Origin of the sequence: Paraburkholderia diazotrophica (genome assembly GCF_900108945.1) — a bacterium.
Lineage (GTDB): Bacteria > Pseudomonadota > Gammaproteobacteria > Burkholderiales > Burkholderiaceae > Paraburkholderia > Paraburkholderia diazotrophica.
Genome location: NZ_FNYE01000001.1, coordinates 229,367 through 250,484 on the forward strand (window position 1 = coordinate 229,367; position 21,118 = coordinate 250,484).

Genomic DNA, 21,118 nt, shown 5'->3' on the forward strand with positions numbered 1-21,118 from the left:
AGAAATGGAGGTAATGTTTGGTGAATGTAATTAATGTAGTTGCGTTGAGTGTCCGTGTTTTTATTTTGTAATTATCGGGAATGAGAAATGCGCTTGAATGACAAATGCGCATTCGCCACTCTTTAGGTGCGGTAAGCAGGGCGATGGGATTTTGTGCGATGTAGCTGACGCCACTCGATAAGAGGCCGCAAGAACAAAAAACGGCAAGCAATTCGCTTTGCAAGGAGGTTTGTTCTAGCTGTGAGAGCCGCAGGCTCTTCGCTCCGTGGGCCAGAAATGAAAAAAGGCCGGCATTTGCCGACCTTTTCAAATACGTGGTGCCCAGGAGAGGACTCGAACCTCCACGGTGTTGCCACCGCTAGGACCTGAACCTAGTGCGTCTACCAATTCCGCCACCTGGGCACGTCTCAAACTAGACCGCTATTGTAGCGAGAAGAATCTGCGTGTCAATCGGTATTTCGAAAAACGCTTCATCTTTTCGCCTGGTTGTTCGCGCATCAAATGACTCGATGCGACCCGTCACCAACCGGCTTGCCACTTCCACAGCGCACTGCACGCGGTTCAGGAACCGCAGCCGAAAGCGCTGCTCTCACAACAATGAAAAACCGCCCAAAGGCGGCTTTCATTTGAATCTGGTGCCCAAGAGAGGACTCGAACCTCCACGGTGTTGCCACCGCTAGGACCTGAACCTAGTGCGTCTACCAATTTCGCCACCTGGGCAAGGTGCGTTTGAAGCAGAGACAGCGATTATAGCGTGTCGACGAACCGTGTCAAGCGTTTCTCGAAAACCTCCGCGCGGCGCGTGTGATGCGGGTGAACGCGCTGCCCGCATATCGCGCAATCGCCCGCCGGGCGGCGCGTGGCGGGCAAGACGGGTGTTAGAATCCCCGCAATAGAAAGCTGGCACGGCGCATGGGCCCGTCGCGCGCATGACGGGCACCCGGGGCCGCGCCGCCGTCTTCCATCAGAAAGAGCAGTCGCAGTCCACGAATGCAGTTGCAGTCAGATAGAGCAGCGTCATCACACCCGCCGACGTCCACGCAACGAGAACAATCATCGACAAGCCCTTGAGCAAATATCCGTATCCGATTCCAAGCCGCGAAGAAATCCTCGGCGTGCTGCGCACGAGTGAAGCGCCGCTTGCAGCGAACGACATCGCCGAAGCACTGTCGATCAAGCGCCAGGAGCGCGAAGGGTTCTTCAAGCGCCTCGCCGCGATGGAGCGCGATGGCCAGATCAGACTCGATCAGCGCGGGCATTATCAGCTGACCCATCCGTCGAACTTCGTCGCGGGCCGCGTGCAGGGCCATCGCGACGGCTACGGTTTTCTGATCCGCGACGACGGCCAGGACGATCTGTTCCTGCCGACGGGCGAAATGCAGAAGGTCATGCACAACGATCGCGTGCTTGCGCGCATCGTCGGCTATGACCGGCGCGGGCGGCCCGAAGGCCACATCGTCGAGGTGACGGACCGCGCGAACAAGCGCGTGATAGGGCGCCTCTTGAACGAGAACGGCGCGCTGATCGTCGTGCCCGAAGAGAAGCGCATCGGCCACGACATCCTGATCACGCAGAACACGAAGAAGGCGAAGGTCGGGCAGGTCGTGGTCGTCGAGCTGACCGACTTTCCGAGCCGCCATTCGCAGCCGCTCGGACGCGTCGTCGAAGTGCTCGGCGATATCGACGATCCCGGCATGGAAATCGAAATTGCCGTGCGCAAGTACGGCGTGCCGCACGAGTTCAGCCAGGCCGCGCTCGACGATGCCGCGAAGCTGCCCGACGAAGTGCGTCCCGTCGACATCAAGCATCGCGTCGACTTGCGCGACGTGCCGCTCGTGACGATCGACGGCGAAGACGCGCGCGACTTCGACGATGCCGTCTATTGCGAGCCGATCAAGGTCGGGCGCGGCGACGGCTTTCGCCTGATCGTCGCGATCGCCGATGTGTCGCATTACGTGCTGCCCGACAGCGGCCTTGATGTCGATGCGATCGAGCGCAGCACGTCGGTGTATTTTCCGCGCCGCGTGATTCCGATGCTGCCGGAAAAACTGTCCAACGGACTCTGCTCGCTCAATCCGCAAGTGGACCGCTGCGTGCTCGTGTGCGACATGGTGATCACCGCGCGCGGCGAGATCAAGGCGTATCAGTTCTATCCCGGCGTGATGCATTCGGCCGCGCGTCTCACGTACACGGAAGTCGCCGCGATCCTCACCAACACGAAGGGCCCGGAAGCCACGCGCCGCGCCGCGTTGCTGCCGCAACTGCAGCATCTGTACGGCGTCTACAAGTCGCTGTTCGCCGCGCGCCAGAAGCGTGGCGCGATCGACTTCGACACCACGGAGACGTACATCGTCTGCAATGCGCAGGGCAAGATCGAGCAGATCGTGCCGCGTCACCGCAACGACGCGCACAAGCTGATCGAGGAATGCATGCTGGCCGCGAACGTCTGCGCGGCCGACTTCATGAAGCGCAACAAGCACCCGGGCCTGTATCGCGTGCACGCGGGTCCGACGGCGGAACGCCTCGAAAACCTGCGCACGTTCCTGCGCGGCATGGGGCTCACGCTCGGCGGCGGCGACACGCCGCACGCCAGCGACTACGCCGCGTTGATGGCGCACATCCGCGACCGGCCCGACGCGCAGATGCTGCAGACGATGCTGCTGCGCTCGATGCAGCAGGCCGTCTACAGCCCGGACAACATCGGTCACTTCGGTCTCGCGTACGAGGCATATGCGCACTTCACGAGCCCGATTCGCCGTTATCCCGATCTGCTCACGCACCGCGCGATCTACGCGATCCTGCAGGGCCGCAAGTACGAGCCGAAGACGCCGCATGGCGTCGAGCTGAACACGGCGCTGTCGCCGCGTGCCCGCGCGCTGCAGGCAGAGGACGAGAAGCGCGGCGGCCGCAGCCGTCCGAACACGGCGATCTGGGAAGAACTCGGCTTGCACTGCTCGTCGAACGAGCGCCGCGCCGATGAGGCATCCCGCGACGTCGAAGCGTGGCTCAAGTGCTACTTCATGCGCGACAAGCTCGGCGAAGAATATGGCGGCATGGTGAGCGGCGTGACGTCGTTCGGCATCTTCGTGCAACTCGATGCGCTCTTCATCGAAGGGCTCGTGCATGTGACGGAACTGGGTTCCGACTACTTCCAGTACGACGAGATCAAGAACGAACTGCGCGGCGAACGCACGGGCATTCGCTATCGTTTGTCGGATCGCGTGCGCGTGCAGGTGAGCCGCGTCGATCTCGACGCGCGCAAGATCGATTTCCGTCTCGTGCGCGATCTGCCCGTGAAGCCGCAAGCGCATCGCGCGACGTCGGCGGAGAAGGCAAGCGATCTCGGCGGTCCGCGCGTGCGTTCGATCGAACGCACCGAGCCTCTCGACGGCGCGCGCCGCAAGAAGGCCGCGCCTTCGCAGACGGCGGCCGTGAAGGAAGCGCGCGCGGCGCGCAAAGCGGGCGCGTCGAAGAAGCGTCCGGCGTCGAAGTCGTCCGCGAAGCCAGCCCGCAAGAAGCGTTGATTCTGTTGTAACGCCGCGCGTTTTCACTGCGCGCGGCGCCCGTTCTCATCGGGTGCGCCTCCCACGTTTTCGCCGGGCGCGCTCATTCAAAGGTTGTTTCAGTCATGTCACGTCTCAAGGTTCTCTACGGTTTTCACGCGGTGACGGCACGCTTGCGTCACGATCCATCGACGGTCGAAGAAATCTTTTACGACCAGTCGCGCCGCGATCGCCGGATGAACGACTTTCTCGCCGTGGCGAAAGAGGCGGGCGTGCGTCTGATCGCCGCCGATGAAACGCGCCTGTGGGGCCTCGCGCATACGGAGCGCCATCAGGGTGTCGTCGCGCGCGCGGGGGACCTGCCGCTCGCGCAGAACCTGGCGGAACTGCTCGACGGGATTCAGGGCTCGGCGTTGCTGCTGGTGCTCGACGGCATCACCGATCCGCACAATCTCGGCGCGTGTCTGCGCGTCGCCGATGCGGCGGGCGCGCATGCCGTGATCGCGCCGCGCGACCGCGCCGTCGGCCTGAACGCGACGGCGGCGAAAGTGGCAAGCGGCGCGGCCGATACGGTGCCGTACATCACCGTCACGAATCTTGCGCGCACATTGCGCGACCTGAAGGATGCGGGCGTGTGGGTCGTCGGAACGGCGGGCGACGCGACTGCGTCGTTGTACGAAACGAAGCTCGATGGTCCCGTTGCGCTCGTGATGGGCGCGGAGGGCGAGGGCATGCGCAGGCTCTCGCGCGATACTTGCGATGAAGTGATGCACATTCCGATGGCCGGCTCGGTCGAGAGTCTGAATGTTTCCGTCGCGTCGGGCGTGTGCCTGTTCGAGGCCGTGCGGCAGAGGTCGGTGAAGAAGTAACCGTCACGATGCAAAGCCACGAGCGAGGCCGTAGCGTTCGGATCTCATGAATCGACAAGCTGCTTTCAAGATCGAAGCCCTTCGCCGCGCGGTCGCCGTTGCGCTCGCGGCGCTGCTCACCGCCGCGTGCACGACGAACATCGTCGAGCGCGGCACCTACTACGCCGACACGTCTCGCCACGCGCAGTACGCCGACACACGCATCCGCTTCCTCGTGATGCACTACACCGAAATCGACGAAGCGCAGTCGCTCGACGTGCTGACCAATGAGCAGGTCAGCGCGCACTACGTCGTGCCGGATCATCCGCGCGAGAAGAGCGGCGAGCCCATCGTCTGGCAGCTCGTGCCCGAGTCGCAGCGCGCATGGCACGCGGGCCTCAGCTACTGGCAGGGCACGACGGAACTGAACGCTGCGTCGATCGGCATCGAGAACGTGAACCTCGGCCCCATCGATACGCCGCAAGGCCGCACGTGGCAGCCGTATCCGCCTGAGCAGGTCGACGCGATGATCCGCCTCGCAACGGACATCGTCACGCGCTATGGCATTGCGCCGACGCGTGTCGTCGGCCACAGCGATATCGCGCCGCAACGCAAGATCGATCCGGGTCCGCTCTTTCCGTGGAAGCAGTTGTATGACGCGGGCATCGGTGCATGGCCGGACGATGCGACGGTCGCGAAAGAGCTGGCGGGCCGCGATCCGCGCGCGAGCGCCGACGTGCGCGCGCTTCAGCAGAAGCTCGCGCGCTACGGCTATGAAGTCGCGACGGACGGCGTGCTCGACGACAAGACGCGCCGCGTCTTTGCCGCGTTCCAGATGCACTTTCGTCCCGCCGACTATTCGGGCGATCCGGACGCGCAAACCGATGCGATCGCGCAGGCCTTGCTCGACAAGTACATGCCGCAGGCGGCGTCAGAACCGGCTCAGCCGGCGCCGTGAATGCATGTCGCGCGTGACGTGCACGTGCACGACATCAGCGACGAGTCGTGAGCAATAAATCCGGCCTCGCGCGCCGACTCCGGTAAACTTGCGCTTTTCCGCCTGCGTTGGCATTTCCTCACCATGACTCAAGACGAACTCAAGCAACTGGTCGGCCAGGCTGCCGCCGACTACGTCCTCGCGAACGTGCCGGAGGGCGCTGTAATCGGCGTCGGCACCGGCTCGACCGCGAACTGCTTCATCGACGCGCTGGCCGCGCACAAGTCGCGCTATCGCGGCGCCGTATCCAGCTCGGTCGCGACGACGGCGCGCCTGCAATCGCACGGCATCCAGGTTTTCGATTTGAACGACGTCGAATCGCTGCCCGTGTATGTCGACGGCGCCGATGAAATCGACCACGGCGGCGCAATGATCAAGGGCGGCGGCGGTGCGCTGACGCGCGAAAAAATCGTCGCGTCGGTGTCGGAGAAATTCGTGTGCATCGCGGACGCGAGCAAGCGCGTCGATGTGCTCGGCCAGTTCCCGCTGCCTATCGAAGTCGTGCCGATGGCGCGCACGGCGATCGGCCGGCGCATCACGGCGATGGGCGGCGTGCCCGTCGTGCGCGTAACGAAGGACGGCTCGCCCTATATCACGGACAACGGCAACGAGATCATCGACGTCAAGGGGCTGCGCATCAGCGATCCGCGCGCGCTCGAAGCGCAGATCAACGCATGGCCCGGCGTCGTGACGGTGGGCCTCTTTGCCGCGCGCGGCGCGGACCTGTGCCTGCTCGGCACGGAGAAGGGCGTCGAGACGATCGACTATTCGCGAGTCTGATCGGCTCGCGCCAGCACGAACATGATGCGCCCGTGAGGCGTACATGACATGCGCGTTGCCTCGCGTTCGCGCGAGGCAGCGCCGCGCCAACGGTTCACCACAACTCAAACAGCAACGTCTCCGATCGCGCGAGACATTTGCCGCAAATACGCATCGAGCGAGAAATTCCGCTGCGCATCGGCGCGTCCTCGCGCCGCGAGCCGTTGTGCGAGCATCGGATCGTCGCGCAATGCGGCCATTGCCGCGACGAGTTCATCGATGTTGCCCGGCTCGACGAGCCATCCGTTCTCGCCGTGCGTGACGATCTCTTTCACGCCACCCGCCGCCGTTGCAATGACCGCGCGTTCCGCCATCATGCCTTCGACGATCACGCGTCCAAACGGCTCCGCTTCCGTCGACGTATGGACGATTACGTCCATCGCGCTCATCCATGCGGGCACGTCGTCGCAGAAGCCCGCAAAGTGCACGCGATCGGCGACGCCCAGCGCTTGCGCCTGGCGATGCAGTTCACGCTCGTATTCGTGCTCGCCGAAGAGCGCCGCGCCTGCCAGCACGAGATGCGCACCGGGCAGCCGCGCGAGTGCCGCCAGTGCGACGTGTTGACCCTTCCATGGCGCGAGGCGCCCGAACAGACCGGCGAGCCACGCGTCTTCCGGCAGACCGAGACGACGGCGCAGCGCCGCGCGGTCTTGCGCATCGGGCACCGCGAAGGCGGCGGCATCGATCCCGTTGTGAACGACGCGAACGGGGTAATCAGGACGCAGTGTCAGTGAAACGAGTGCATCGGCCGATGCGCGCGAGTTGGCGATCACATGATCGACAGCATGCAGCGCGAGCCAGCGCACGATGGCCAGTTGCACCCGGCCGAAGTGATCGCGCGACAGAATATCGTGCAGATACCAGACGACGGGACGCCCGTGCAGCAGCTTGCCGAACGCGCCCAGCACGAGTGCCTTCTGCGAGTTGACGAACACGAGATCGTAACGGCGAGCCTTGCGCGCGATCGATACGACCTGCCCCGCGATTGCAGGGAATGCGCCTAACCATGCGAAGCGCAGCGCATCACGGCGCACGCCGGAAATGCGCGCATTCGCCGACACATCGACGGATACGCCCGCGCTTTCCAGACGCTCGCGAAACGGACCATCTGAAAGCAGCAATACCTTGCCGCGCGAAGCCCAATGACGCGCGAGCGGCAGCAGTGCGAATTCGGCGCCGCCGAGTTCGCCGCTCTGATCGATGAACAGCACAGTGGGCGGCTCGTTTTCGAAGGCCGCTTCGGCGTGCGGCGTTTCGACGTGCGCGATGCCTTGCGCAACGATGTCGCCGATGACGGCGGCCTGAGTCGGATCGGATGGAGTCATTTCGCAAGCGCAGACAGGTGGTGGCGTCATTATTTGCCGCGCTTCCGGGCGGCACTGTTGGACGACGCACGCAGGCATTCATCAGTGCGGTGTGCCCGCCCGTCCGCTGCATTTCAACCGCTTTTTCAGCCGACCTTCAGACGCAGCCTGTCAGCCGCTTCATGATCGAACGGCTGGGGCTGCGCATGCGCGGCGACCGTTCGCATCACTTCGATCATGAACGCGCGCCGGAAGATCGCCGATGAAAATCGCTCGGCATTCGTGCGGCACGCCTGTGCGGTGATGTCGGCGTTGTGCTGCTCGAAAAGCGCAATGGCCGCATGCATCGAAGCGACCGTTTGTTCATGGAAGTGCACGCCCGTCGGATGCGGCTCGCCATACGGAATCACCGTTTCGAGCGCGCCGCCCTTGCCATACGCGATCACGGGTGTGCCACAGGCCTGTGCTTCGACGACGGCAATCCCGAAGTCTTCTTCGGCGGCGAATACGAACGCGCGGGCGCGCTGCATGTGATCGCGCAGCACCTCGAACGGCTGATAACCCATGATCGTGATGTTGGGCTTCGCCTTCGCGCGAATCTCCGCCATCTGCGGGCCGTCGCCTATCACGACGAGGCGCCGCTCGGGCGTGGCCGCGAACGCTTCGACGATCAGCTCCATCCGCTTGTATGGCACCATTCGCGAAGCCGTCAGATAGAAGTCGTCCTTGTTCGCGTGCATCTCGAACGCCTGCACGTCGACGGGCGGCGGCACTACGGCGGCTTCGCGGCGGTAGGCCTTCATGATCCGCCGCGCGACGAAGCGCGAATTGGCGATCAGCTGATCGACGCCGTTCGCGGTGCGCGCGTCCCAGTTGCGCAGCCGATGCAGCACGAGGCGGGCCGCCCACGAACGCGGGCCGCTCGTCAGACGCGCTTCACGCAGATACTGATGCTGCAGATCCCACGCGTAGCGGATGGGCGAATGCACGTAGCTCACATGAGTCTGGTCCGGGCCGACCAACACGCCCTTCGCTACAGCATAGGAACTGGTGATGACGAGGTCGTACGCGGTCAGGTCGAACTGCTCGACCGCGAGCGGCATCAGTGGCAGATAGCCGCGATAGCGGCGACGCGCGAAAGGCAGCTTCTGGACGAACGAGGTCTGCACGGACTTGCCGCGCACGACCGAGCGGTCCTCCAGAAAATCGACCAGGCTGAACAGGTCGGCGTCCGGGAAGCATTCGATGATCTGCTGCAGTACTTTTTCCGCACCGCCGGACACGACCAGCCAGTCGTGGACGATTGCCACTTTCATGATGGCGACTCCTCGCTGAGCGCAACATGGTGCCATTGAGAAAAAATAACCGGTTCCGTATCGCGCGTAAGTGCGGGCGAGCACACACGACATGCTTGCAGCGCGCCGGATACCAATGCGCAAGGTGTGTCCACAACGAAACAGGCCGCGCATTTCGTCTGATGACGAGATGCGCGGCCTGTTTGCAGGAGACCTGAAAGGTCAGTTAACGCTAGTCCGGCTTGTGGCTGATATCGAGCGCCGTATACGCATATTTGTACTCGGTGCCGTCATAGCGTCCGCTATGCTTCGGCGGAATCGCGTTCATCACGCCGCCGATCACATGCGCGCGAGCGCGGCGCAACTTTTTCAGCGACATGCGGATGTCGCGCTCGGTATGCGCGCCCGAGCGAATCACGAGGACGGTGGCGCCCGCAACGTTCGAGATGATCGCCGCGTCGGCGGCTGCGAGCAGCGGCGGCGTATCGACGATCACGAGATCGAACTGAGCGGACAGCAGATCGAGCACCTCGGCGAAGCGGTTCGACGTGAGGATTTCCGATGGATTCGGCGGATAGCCGCCCGCTGCGATGAAATGCAGACCGGACACGCCCGTTTCGCGCGTCGCGAGTTTGAGATCGACCTGGCCTGTCAGCAGCTCCGTCAGTCCGCCATTGGGCGAGCGTCCGAAGTAGTGTGCAAGACGTCCGCGCCGCAGGTCGGCGTCGATCAGCAGCACGCGCTTGCCGGACTCCGCGAAGAGCGTCGCGAGATTCGCGCACAGGAAGCTCTTGCCGTCCGAAGGGGCAGGGCTCGTGAACGCGACGATCCGGTTCGCGGCATCGATCAGACCGAATTGCAGCGACGCGCGCAAGCCGCGCAGGCCCTCGACGGAGATATCGAACGGATGCGTCTTCGACAGCAGCGTCCGCGTGGCCGCATACGGCGACGCAATGATGGTCTGCGTATTCACAGGCTCGCGAACGGGCGCGCCCGTTTTCAGCGCGAACGATCTCACGAGGCGTGTCAGTCCTGCCGGCAACTTGCGGGCATTGCCGCCCGGCTGCCTCGATGCTGCCGATGAACCGTGCGGCAGCATGCGGTCGCCGCGCAACTGCTGCTGGCTCATCGCGATCGCGCCGAAAATCGGCAACTGAAAGCGCCGTTCGACGAACTCGGGATCGGCGATGCCCTGGAAGAACGTGCGGCGGCAGAACGCGAACAGAATGCCGGCGAGGATGCCCAGCACCGTGCCCGCCGAAATGATCAGCGCGGGGTTCGGACGCACGGGCGACGACGGCACCAGCGCTACGTCGATGATATGCACGTTGCCCATGGTGCCCGCGCGCGTGATCGAAAGCTCCTGGATGCGGTTGAGCAGCAGCACGTAGATTTCTTCGGCAACCTTGGCGTCACGTTGAAGCGACATCGCTTCGCGCTCCGAGCCGGGCAGCGTCTTGAACTGATCCTCGAAGCGGCCGCGCTCGCGGGTCATCGCCGAGAGCTGCGCGTCGACGGTCTTGACTTCAGGGCTGTCTTCGGTGAAGCGCGTGAGAAGCTGCGCGCGTGCAATGCGCAACTGCGCAATCTGCTTCTCGTACTCGATGCCGCCCGACAGATAGATGCTCGCCTCCTGAGTCGGCTGGAACGAGCCGCTGCGGCGCTGGTATTCGGAAAGCGCGGTCTCGGCGCGCGTCACCTCTTCGCGCAGACGGGGCATTTCGCTGTTGAGGAACGACAGCATGTGGCTCGCTTCTTCCTGCGCGCTTTCCTGCCGGTGCTTCAGGTAGGAAGCGGCGACGGCATTCGTGATCGCTGTGATCAGGCGCGGATCGGTGCCCATGTACGACAGCTGCACGATGCCCGTGTCGTGGCCTTTCTCGGTGACTTGCAGTACGTTTGCGAATCCCAGGACGGCGTCGAGCTGATTGAATCGCATCAGATGAAACTCGGTGTCCGGACGGGCGACGAGCTTCGTCACTTTCAGCGTGACGCCGTTGCCCTCGGCCTGCGTGCCGGCCTGGCCCGTCAGCAGCGTAGCGCCGTTAGGATCGAGCAACTGATAGCGGCCGTCGCCGAGTGCACGCAGCGTCAGCATCGCGCCTTCGAGGCTCGTCGGAACCGAGAGCGAATCGACCGCGAACAGCTCGCCGCCCCACGCATACGAGCGCATGCCGAAGAGCGCGTCGAGGGGATGTCCCGGCCGCGCGAACATCGACGTCAGCTTGCCGATAAACGGCATCGTATCCGGCCATGCGTTGAAGTTCAGCTTGAACTGCTCGACGACGGGCTCGACCACCGCGCGGCTCTTCATGATCTCGACTTCGGCCTCGGTGTGCATGCCGCCCGACGGCACGAGCGCCGCGAGCTTCGAATTGGCGGCGCCTGCATTGCCGCCGTTGCCGGAGTCGACCTGCACGAGCGCATCGGCCGAATAGACGCGCACCTGCATGTGCGCGTAGAGGGCCGAGCACGCGATCACCAGCGCCGCGATGCCGATGACCCACCAGATCTGCTCGACGATGATTCTCAGCAGATCGCGCATCACCGCATCTTCGTCGTTGCCCGGCGGAGAGTCTTCCATCATGTCGTACGTGCTCATTGTTTTCTCCATCGCGTAGCGACCATCAGCGAGCCAGTTCCTTCGTAAAGAAGAGCGTTTGCAGTGCCGGCGTGATCGTGTCCAAGATGCGGTTGAAGCGCGCGACGCTCGCCACTTGCACGTACACCACGTCCTTCGGTTGCAGCTGGAATTTCGTCATCAACATGATCGCGTCGACCTGGGTCATGTCGAGCCTGAACACATCGGGCGCCAGTGACTTGTCGGCGGCCGGTGACTTGTCCGCGCCCAGTGACTTGTCGACGCCGCGAATCACGTAGATCGAGCGGGGATCGGCGTTGCGCACATCGAGACTGTTCACGCCCGCGATCGCGTCGGCGAGCGTGAGCTTGCCGCGGTTCATCGGCAGCGAAGTGGGCCTCGCGACTTCGCCGAGCACGAACACGCGGCTGTTCGAGCGATCGGGGATGTCGACGAGGTCGCCGTCTTTCAGGATCACGTTCTGATTCGGGTCGCCCGTTTCGAGCAACGAAGCGACGTCGACGCGATAGCGCACGCCGTTGCGCGTGATGCCTACGTCCTGCAGATCCGCATCCGTCTGCGCGCCGCCTGCGCGATTGATCGCGTCGAGCACGGACAGCGGCAGGTCGGTGATCGATTCAGGCGTCGGATTGCGCACATTGCCCGTCACCTGCACGATCTGGCTATTGAAGCCCGACACGCGCACGTCGATCTGCGGATCGCGAATGGTCTTGCTGATCGCCTTTGTCAGGAGTTCCTGCACTTGCCGCGTCGTCTTGCCGAGTACCTTTACGCGGCCCGCGCGCGGGAAGAAGATCGTGCCGTCGCGCGCGACGCGCACGGCAAGGCCGCTTTCGCCGCCCGTCGATGGCGAAAGCACCGCTATCGTGCTGCCCTGGGGAGCCACGAGGTTGCCCGGCGTCGCGCCGCCCGCTGCGCCCTGCGGGATGGGCGGCAGATTGGGCGACGTGCCGCCGCCCGTCAGTTCCGGATGGTCCCAGACGATGATGGTCAACTGATCGTTGACACCGATCTGGTAATCGTAAGTGGCTCGCTCCTCGGGCGTGAGGCACTTCAGCGGACAGACGGAAGGCTTCGCGGCCGCGCGCTCCTGAGCGAAGTAAGCGATATCGATCGGCGTGACCTCGTACTTCGGCGCCGCGTACTGCGGCTGCCGGCTGGTGTCGAGCCGGTCCGAATCGAGAAACGGTCCGGGCGCAATCGCGCACGCTCCCAACGACAGGCAGGTCAGCCCCGCGAGCAATATTCTGATAGTCATGATCGCAATTCCCCGTATGTGCCAGCGTTGCGCTAACGGATGGCTTCGTGCCACGCGCGACGCATCGCACGCAGTCCGACCCACCATTTGCGCAACGCAAGCGTGATGCTTTCGCCGCCCGCCGCGAGCGTCAGCGCGCGCACGAGACCGGGGTCCGCGCGATTGCCGATGAGCGTCACGTAGGCGACGAATGCCCAACGGCCGATCGACGACAGGTGCTCGCACATGATCAGCCGCAGGTTGAACGACGCGTTATAAAAAGCCGCGGCATTGAAGATGTGGCGCTGGTCCTCGTCGCCACGCACGGCCGGGTAATGCTCGACAAGCAGGTTCGGGTCGTAGACGAGCGTCCATCCGCGCCGGACTACATCCAGACAGAAAGCCATTTCGCAATGCACCTGCGCGCCGTTGCCGCGCAGGCGCTGATCGAAACGCACCGGGCCAATGGCGTCGCGGCGAAACGCCATGTTCACGCCCTTGAGCACCTGCACCGCGCGCGGCGCGCCGCAACCGATGTGATGGTTGCCGATCGCGCGTCCGTACCAGCGCACGAGACCGACGGCTTCTTTTTGTCCCGTGAGAATCGCGTCGCGCTCGTGAACGATGTCGCGCCCGCCGATACCGCCGAGCGCCCGATCGTTTGCGAACGCGGCATCGATACGCGCGACCCAGTCCGCGTGCGGCGCGGCGTCGTCGTCGGTGAAGCAGACGATGTCGCCCGTTGCGGATTCGATGCCCTGGTTATAGGCCGCCACGACGCCCGCGATCGTGACGTGCGCGACCTGCACGCGAATGCCGCGATGCGCGCCGGCATGGCGCGCGAGCCATTCGAGCGTAGGGCGATCGTCGGCGCGCGCGATCACCACGACCTGATCGGGCCGCCTCGTCTGCGCATCGAGCGCGGCGAGGCAGCGTGCGAGATCGCCTACGCGTCGATACGTCGGCACGACCACAGAGACTTTCACGTTGAACCCCGTACCTTCTTTCAATAAGCGTTGTGGCCCACAAAGCCCTTGAATATCGTCATCATCACGATGCGCATGTCGAACCAGAACGACCAGTTGTGGATATAGAAGAGGTCGAACTTCACGCGCGCTTCCATTTTTTCGATCTTGCTGGTACTGCCGCGATAGCCGTTCACCTGCGCCCATCCCGTGATGCCCGGCTTGATGCGATACCGGTACATGTAGCCGTACACCAGATCCTTGTAGAGATCGTCGTGTTCGAGTGCATGCGGGCGCGGCCCGACAACCGACATTTGTCCGAGCAGCACGTTCACGAATTGCGGCAGCTCGTCCATGCTCGTGCGCCGCATGAACGCGCCGATCTTCGTCACGCGCGCATCGAATCGCGCTGCCTGCGTCAGTTGTCCATGCGATTCGTGATGCACGGTCATCGAACGGAACTTGTAGATCGAAAACGGTTGACCATCGATGCCCTTGCGCTCCTGCGTGAAGAACACCGGCCCCGGCGAGCTGAGCCGCACGGCAAGCGCGAGGATCGCGAAGACGGGCGCCAGCGTGACGAGCACGACGAGCGCGAACAGGCGGTCGAATATCAGCTTCGACCACATCTGGATCGACGAGACGGGCGTTGCATCGAGGTTGATCGTGGGCAGTCCGGCCACGCTGACGAGCTCGTGATTGAACAGCGACAGGCTGCGCACATCGGGCACGAAGCGCAGGTTCGCGAAGTCGTGCTGGAACGTCCGGCGAAACCGATAGATCACATGCTCATCCGAAAGCGGCAATGCGAGCCACACCTCGTTGATGTGCTCGTCGCGGACCTTCTTTGCGAACTCGTCGATATCGCGCAGCATCGGCAATCGCCCCGCGCGCACTCGCTCGCCCGTGTCGAGCATGTCGCCGATGTCGGCGCTGGTGTCGAACAGGCACACCGGCTTGAAGCCCGCCTGCGGCGTGCGCTCGAGGCGCGCCACCAGCGTGCGGGTAAAGCCGGGCGCGCCAACGAGCGCGACCGTGCGAAAGTTCAGTCCGCGCCGGCGCATCATCTGCAAGCCCAGATGTGCGGCGAACTTCGTCGCGAGAATCATCGCCCCCGAGATCACCGTCGCATATCCGAACCAGAGGCGCGACACGGTGTCCATCCGATGCAGCGTGAAGACGAGGACGAGCCCGAGCGCGACCGCGACGAGCCATGCCATCGCGACGCGCCCGAGCATCACGGCGAGCGGCTTTCCGCGCCACGTTTCGTAGATGCCGAACGCCGGAAAGAGCAGCAGCACCAGCACGCAATTGAACGCGATCAGCAGCTTCTCGTTATCCGCGAGTTCGTACGAAGCGGGAAACCGTGCCGAATGGGCGATGAGCGCGCCTGCAATCACGAAGATCGCGTCGAGGCAACGCGCAACGTTCCTGAACATAACGGAGCCTTAGCTCACACGGTTTCCGCTTGATGCAGGCGCGGCAGCAGACGGTCGAATTCGCGTTTCACGAGGCCATAGCATTCGCATGCGCGGGCTTCGAGACCTTTACGATCCAGCACGCGGATATGGCCGCGGCTGTGATGGATCAGACCGTCGTTGTGCAGCTTGCCCGCCGCTTCCGTGATGCCTTCGCGGCGCACGCCGAGCATGTCGGCGATCAGCTGCTGCGTGACGGAGAGATCATCCGATGCGACGCGATCGACCTCAATCAGCAGCCACCGGCAAAGTTGCTTGCTCAACGAATGATGGCGATTGCAGGCAGCCGTCTGCGCGACCTGCGTGAGCAGCGCGTGCATGTAGAGCAGCATCAGGCGGCGCAGGAAGTCGGAGCGTGCGAAGTGCTGGCGCAGCGCTTGTGCGGACATCCGGTACGCGAATCCGGAGCACTGCACCTGCACGCGATTCGGCATCGTCTCGCCGCCCGTGAGCACGGGCACGCCCGTCATGCCTTCGCGGCCTACCGCGGCGATCTCGACCGAGCCGCCGTCTTCCATCGTCGACAGCATCGAAATGATTGCCGTGGTGGGGAAGTAGACGTGATGAATCCGTTGGCCCGAATCGCACAGCAGTTGTTCCGTGCGCAGATGAACGAGTTCGAGATGAGGGGCAATGGCCTGCCACTCATGGGATGGCAACGCGCCGAGCAAATGGTTGCCGTGCAGGTCGGATTGAAGCGTAAGCATGATCGGTCCTCGCAAGAAGCCGCGCGCTGCACGACTCCCTTATTTTTTAACCCGGCGCTGTGCTTCTTTTTGTTTGCCGCCTGGCTCGCGGCAAGAAGCGTACAGACCGGCCCCGTCGAACCATCCGCGAATGCGCTCGTTCAAGTTCTGCCATTCACGCTGGTGATCACTGCGCCGAGTATTGAGCGAGGACTGTGCCAATTGGCCTGAAAACGAGTACTGATGCGGCGCAGCGACGCAGATAATGAAACCCAACGCCGCAAAACGTATCGTTTTGTTTCAGATTTGCACACTGCCATTTTTCCGATGATTTGAGAAATGGCATTAACTTGTGAATCGTAAGTCACTGATTCATCAGGAAGTACGAATATCGTCGCAAGCGTTCGGGTAATGCGTTCATGCCTGAAAGCCCTTTAATGAGTGATTTCCGGATAGAACGCGTTTTGATTCAGATGTGTTCCGTTCCTTTTGTGTGCTGGCGCACGGATACCGATTTTGATCAAAGCCCGGTTTTTAAAGGCGCGAATGTGTCGGACATAAGCCAACGCCCGCTGCGCAAGTGTCGGCGCGGGGCGCCATTACCTCAGTCAAAAGAATGGCGATGATTATCGCTGTGAGACGAAAACGTTTAGCGGTAGTAGACGGCGGCCATTGCGTTGATTGCGCGAACTTCTCCATCGGGTGTCCGGTTTGTATCACTTGCGTGCAATGGGATCAGCGGAACCCTCACGGGCTGGCCTGGCACGAGATGAAACCAGTCGCGCCGCGCACGAAAGTGCGAATCGACGATATGGACGAAGCGCGCGAAGCGGCGCGTCTCGATCACGAGCTGCCAGCCATCGGACGAGGCCTCGGGCGTTGCCGTGAGGCCGAGGTCGTGGCGCGCGAGCGCGGTGCGCTCCGGCAAATGGAAGGCCTCGGACAGCACCGCGCCGCTCTTGGCATCGCGCAGCGTCACGATGGTCACGTCATGGGCGCGCGGGCCGAAGCGGTACGCGTGCGCGAAATCGAAGAACTGGCCGAGCAGATCGGCTGCGGCGATCCGCTCGGTGCGGCGCGCAGGCAGTTCGAGCGCGCGGCTTACGTGAGCGACGCTGACCGTGCCATCGCGCAGGCAAACGATGTCGAGCTGAACGCCCAGCGTCTGATCTGTCTCGTTGATGAGATGCACGTCGAGGCCGTTCAGTCCTTCATCGGTGATGACGGCCTGCACGGGCTGCAGCACGTCCGCGAGCGCATGCCACGCGCTTTTCGGGCGGCCCGTCACATCGATCACGCCCCAGCCCGCTCCCGCCCGAAGGTCCTGTAGCTGCCACACGAGCCCGCCGCCGCACGGCGAGCCCGCGCGGCGCCATTCGCCGAACACGTCGGCGAAAAGGTCGGCGACGACGGCACGCGACAGATCGAGATAGTGCTGCGGGTCTTCGTAGCGCAGCCGCGACGGTTGCACGCCATAGAGCGTGCGCAGGTAGTGATCGCGCACGTCGTCGAAATCCCAGCCCGCGCCCGGGTCGCGCGGCACTGCGTTCTTCCAGCGCGGATCGTGCGCGTGGATCGTGCCGAGCGCATCGTGCAGCGTCGCGTCGTCGGGGACGTTCGCGAACGCGAGGCACTCGGCCGCGAAGCGCACCTGCGCGCGGCGCGCGTCGTCGAGCGGACGCTGATACGCGCCGACGCCGTAATAGTGGGTGATGCCCGTGCGCGTCGAGAAGGGCCAGGCGCCGCCCGTCGGCGAATGCGCGACATAGGGCACGTCGGGCCGCTCGCTTGCGACGATGGCGGGCAGCCGTTCGGTGAAGAGCGGCTGCGCGCGCTGCGCAGTCGGCAGGCCGAACATCGCGGCCTGCTGGTCGATCTCGCTGCCGCCGCACAGGACCGCGAGCGACGCGGCATGCCGCGTACGCGCGAGAAACTGCGTGGCTTCGCGCGCGACCGTTGCGGCAAACGCATCGTCGTTCGGATAGTCGAAGTTCGCGAACGGGAAGTCTTGCCAGATCAGGATGCCGTGCTCGTCTGCGAGACGGTAGAACGCGTCGGACTCGAACACCATCGTGCCGCCGACGCGCAGCATGTTCATACCCGCATCGCGCACGAGTGCGAACGCTTGCGCGAGCTGTTGCGGCGTCCCGGCGAGCGTGACGAGGTCGGCGCTCGTCCAGCACGCGCCGCGGCAAAACACGGGCACGCCGTTGACCTTCAGCGCGAAGCCTTCGCCATCGTCGCCGCGCGCGACATCGATCGTACGAAAGCCGACGCGGCCCAGTTCGATCTGCATGCCGATTTGTATATCGCCGATGCGCACGGCAAGCGCATGCAGCTTCGGCGCGCCGTGCGTGTGCGGCCACCATCGCTCGACCTTCGGAATACGCAACGAGCCCGTCAGCGTGCGTTTTGACGCGTCTGCCGGCGTGCCCACGTGCGGACGACCGGCGCACCATCGCAAAGGAGCTTCAATGCCCGCGCACATCAGCGACGCGCGCGCCTCGATCGCATCGTCCGCCTGCGGATGCACGAACGTGAGCGCCAGCGTGACGATGCCGTCGTCGCCGTCGAGCCGGGTCTTGATATCGACGCGATCGATGGCGAACGGCGCGTTGCCGAGCAGCTCGATCGCGCGCCACGGGCCGACGGGCTGCACCTGCGGGCACCAGCCCGGCATATAGCCGAGCAGCGTGGTGCGCACGTTGCGCAGCGTCGGCGGCGTGACGAGACGCGGGCGCCAGCGCGCGCGTGAGCGGCGCGCGCCGAGCGCGGGCCCGAGCGAGCGGAAGCACAGCGCGAGCGTCGCGTCCTCGTGCAATTCGAACGCGATGTCGTGCGTGACGAACATCGAATCCGACGTGAGCAGCCGTTCGCCGTCGAGCCAGACTTCGGCGAGCGTCGCGAGCCCGTGCAGGCGCAGGCGCTGCGCGCCCCGGCCCGCGAGCCGCAGACGATACCAGTGGTCGTCGAATGCGAACGCGGGCGCGCGCTCGATATCGAGCAGGCCCGCCGCGCGCCACGCCGATGCGACCGTGCCGGGCACGTGAGCGGGCAGCCAGCCGGCCTCGGGCAGGTCGGCGGGTGTCGCGCATGCGCCGGGCTTCGTCGTCACGCATTGCCAGCCGTGCGTGAGCGGCTGCGGCCAGCAGGATGCACGAAGGGCGTCGCCCGTGTGGGCCGAGGTGGTGGAAGTGGCGCTCGCGCCTTGCGGCACGAGCGCCAGGAGGTCGTTTGGCAAGGCGCGCACAGCGTGTTCCGTTGAGGCGGCGAACGCGCCCGCCGAGGCGCGCGGCTCGCCGCGGCAGCCGCTACAGCGTCAGCGACGCAAGCGGCGGGATGGTCTGTTCGTAGGCGGCTTCGAGCACGTCGAAGCAGTCGTCGCAGGGATCGCGCCGGCCCCGCGCCATCGCGCGCACGAGGCGGAACTGCATCACCATTGCTTCCGATGCGATTCTCTGCGCGGACGCCGCAATCGGCTGCGGAATCTCGAAGCCTTGCGCCGACAGCCAGATCAGATACTTCGACAGAAATTCGAAGTTCGCGCCGAGCTGCCGCATCAGGTTGAACGAGTACGGATGGAAGAAAGGCTCGCCGCGCTCGAGCAGCATGTCGAGATGCGCGGGGAACGCCTTGCGCCATTCGCTGACGGGATTGCGCAGCGGCCGGCGCTCAAGATGCGCGCGCAGCAGTTCCGCCGATGCATGCGCGAGCGCCACGCCTTCGAGTGCGGGCCGCGCCTGCTTGGCGAACTCGACGTACGGGAACAGATAGTCGGGTTGTCCCGCGAACTGCGGCAGCTTGCGGAACACGCCGTCGTAGTCCTCGCCGTCGAGCGTGTGATAGCCCGTGTTGTGGAAGTAGCCGAGCCGGCGCGCGGCGGGGTCGATATGGTCGATGCCGATCGTCGTCTTCGGATGCTCGCGGCGATACGACGTGGCGCGCGTATTCGGCAGATAGTAGCCGTCGACTTCGACGAGCACCGTGTGTCCCCGTTGAGTCTGCGCGAACACGCGGTCTTCGAGCGAATCGTAGATGGCGAGCTCCTGCACCTGCGTGCCGTACAGGCGCTCGATGTCTTCGAGCGGAAACTTGAAGAACGTGAACTGGTCGCCCTCGAAGTCCTGCGTCACCGTGAACGCGAACGCGGCGCGCGGATCGAGGCCGAAGCCGTGCAGCAGCTCGATCCATAGGTCGACGTAGCAGTTCGTTTCCTGCCATACGCGTTCGCCCTGATGCAGCGGATGCGACTGGTGGCTGCGCATCGGCCGCGGCGCGTCGCAGGCACCCGCGATAGTGCCAGTTACAGCGCCCGCGGCAATGGCCGTCAGCGCGGACGTGACGGGCGAATTCATGCGCGCGCTCCTGCAAGACCCTGATCGATGCGCGCCTTCGTATCGCCCCACAGCAGCGCGCGCACGTCGTCGGGCCACGCGTTCACATCGAGCCCGTGATGGCGGAAGAGGGCGAGCGTGATGCGCTCCATGCCGAAGCCCACGCATCCCGTATGCGCGACCGAGCCGTCCTCGCATTCGATCTTCCAGATCGCGCCGAAGTGGTCCATGTGATAGTTGAACGACAGGCAGGCCGTCTTGCTGTCGGGATTCGCGACGGGAATCAGCAGCTCGAACTTCAACGCCTGCGCGCGCTGGCTGTCGGCGATGATCTTGCCGCCGCGTCCGAAGAACGGATCGTTGGCGAGATCGACGTCGACGGGCAACTGGAGCAGCGACACCAGCAGCGAGCCGCGCTCGATCCACATCTGACGGAACGCCATCACCTGTTCTGCGTTGCCGAGACGCACGTACTCGCGCTGGCGGAACATCTGCATGCGCGCGGGATCGAGCGACGGCTCATGGCGAAAACAGTACGACAGCACGTCGATCGTGCGGCCGCCGGCGGGCAGCGGGCCGCGCCGCGCCATCACGGGATAGATCGGATAGCACGCAGCGGGCGTCAGCACGACGCGCGTCGGCTTTTGCTGCGACATCCATTCGGTGTCGCGGTCGTCGTCGCTTTCCTTCATCGCGTCGTCGAGACAGCGCAACAGGCGCTGCTGGCCCGCTTCCGAGCCGCAGAACGAATGGATCGTGCCCGCCAGATCCGGAAAGCTCTTCAGATACTCGCTGTCTTCGAAATCCGTGCGGCGCATCGCGGGCGGAAAGCGCAGCACTTCGGGGTCCTGATCGGCGCCCAGATGCGTGATCGCCACATTCAACCGCTCGACGACGTCTTCGAACACCTGGCTGCGGCCATACAGGCCGTTTTCGCCCGTGTCGATCAGAATGCCCTTCGCGAGAAGACGCTCACGCAGCGTCGGGTCGGCGCCCGCGGCCTGTGCATCGGAGGCGGCGAGCGCGGCCGTATCGGTCATCGTGTTCATC

14 protein-coding genes and 2 tRNA genes are annotated in these 21,118 nt (G+C 64.2%); 4 read left to right on the forward strand and 12 right to left on the reverse strand.

The window, feature by feature from the left end; translation table 11 throughout:
- Positions 1–315: 315 nt before the first annotated feature.
- Positions 316–402 (reverse strand) — tRNA-Leu (locus tag BMW76_RS01005).
- Between the two features lie 231 nt (positions 403–633).
- Positions 634–720, reverse strand: a tRNA-Leu gene (locus BMW76_RS01010).
- Between the two features lie 347 nt (positions 721–1,067).
- On the opposite strand from BMW76_RS01010, the gene rnr reads away from it, so the two are divergent.
- From rnr to rpiA, 4 genes are all read left to right on the forward strand, one after another.
- Positions 1,068–3,524: a ribonuclease R gene (gene rnr / locus BMW76_RS01015; RefSeq protein ID WP_090861800.1), complete on the forward strand. Its 2,457-nt coding sequence runs from the start codon at positions 1,068–1,070 to the stop codon at positions 3,522–3,524.
- Between the two features lie 104 nt (positions 3,525–3,628).
- Positions 3,629–4,372, forward strand: coding sequence for a 23S rRNA (guanosine(2251)-2'-O)-methyltransferase RlmB (gene rlmB / locus BMW76_RS01020; RefSeq protein ID WP_090861801.1), 744 nt, complete (start codon positions 3,629–3,631; stop codon positions 4,370–4,372).
- Positions 4,373–4,418: 46 nt separating this feature from the next.
- Positions 4,419–5,309, forward strand: coding sequence for an N-acetylmuramoyl-L-alanine amidase (locus BMW76_RS01025; RefSeq protein WP_090861803.1), 891 nt, complete (start codon positions 4,419–4,421; stop codon positions 5,307–5,309).
- Positions 5,310–5,432: 123 nt separating this feature from the next.
- Entirely contained in the window at positions 5,433–6,128 is a 696-nt protein-coding gene (rpiA, locus tag BMW76_RS01030) for a ribose-5-phosphate isomerase RpiA (protein WP_090861805.1), read from the forward strand.
- Positions 6,129–6,232: 104 nt separating this feature from the next.
- On the opposite strand, the gene BMW76_RS01035 is transcribed toward rpiA, so the two are convergent.
- From BMW76_RS01035 to BMW76_RS01080, 10 genes are all read right to left on the reverse strand, one after another.
- Positions 6,233–7,492: a glycosyltransferase family 4 protein gene (locus BMW76_RS01035; RefSeq protein ID WP_090861807.1), complete on the reverse strand. Its 1,260-nt coding sequence runs from the start codon at positions 7,490–7,492 to the stop codon at positions 6,233–6,235.
- Positions 7,493–7,617: 125 nt separating this feature from the next.
- Entirely contained in the window at positions 7,618–8,787 is a 1,170-nt protein-coding gene (locus tag BMW76_RS01040; protein ID WP_090861809.1) for a glycosyltransferase family 4 protein, read from the reverse strand.
- Positions 8,788–8,998: 211 nt separating this feature from the next.
- Complete coding sequence (locus BMW76_RS01045; protein WP_090861811.1) at positions 8,999–11,368, reverse strand: polysaccharide biosynthesis tyrosine autokinase; 2,370 nt, start codon at positions 11,366–11,368, stop codon at positions 8,999–9,001.
- 25 nt (positions 11,369–11,393) lie between these two features.
- Positions 11,394–12,626 carry a polysaccharide biosynthesis/export family protein gene (locus tag BMW76_RS01050; RefSeq protein ID WP_090861813.1) on the reverse strand — a complete coding sequence of 411 codons (1,233 nt, stop codon included), beginning with the start codon at positions 12,624–12,626 and terminating at the stop codon, positions 11,394–11,396.
- 32 nt (positions 12,627–12,658) lie between these two features.
- Positions 12,659–13,591, reverse strand: coding sequence for a glycosyltransferase family 2 protein (locus BMW76_RS01055; protein WP_090862485.1), 933 nt, complete (start codon positions 13,589–13,591; stop codon positions 12,659–12,661).
- A gap of 20 nt (positions 13,592–13,611) precedes the next feature.
- Entirely contained in the window at positions 13,612–15,009 is a 1,398-nt protein-coding gene (locus tag BMW76_RS01060; protein WP_090861814.1) for an undecaprenyl-phosphate glucose phosphotransferase, read from the reverse strand.
- 14 nt (positions 15,010–15,023) lie between these two features.
- Entirely contained in the window at positions 15,024–15,755 is a 732-nt protein-coding gene (locus BMW76_RS01065) for a Crp/Fnr family transcriptional regulator (RefSeq protein ID WP_090861816.1), read from the reverse strand.
- Positions 15,756–16,383: 628 nt separating this feature from the next.
- On the reverse strand, positions 16,384–18,984 hold the full coding sequence (locus tag BMW76_RS01070) for a glycosyl hydrolase 2 galactose-binding domain-containing protein (RefSeq protein WP_407668873.1): 2,601 nt from the start codon (positions 18,982–18,984) through the stop codon (positions 16,384–16,386).
- Positions 18,985–19,045: 61 nt separating this feature from the next.
- Entirely contained in the window at positions 19,046–19,999 is a 954-nt protein-coding gene (locus tag BMW76_RS01075) for a DUF1839 family protein (RefSeq protein ID WP_245763100.1), read from the reverse strand.
- Positions 20,000–20,085: 86 nt separating this feature from the next.
- Complete coding sequence (locus tag BMW76_RS01080; protein WP_090861820.1) at positions 20,086–21,117, reverse strand: amino acid--[acyl-carrier-protein] ligase; 1,032 nt, start codon at positions 21,115–21,117, stop codon at positions 20,086–20,088.
- Position 21,118 lies beyond the last annotated feature (1 nt).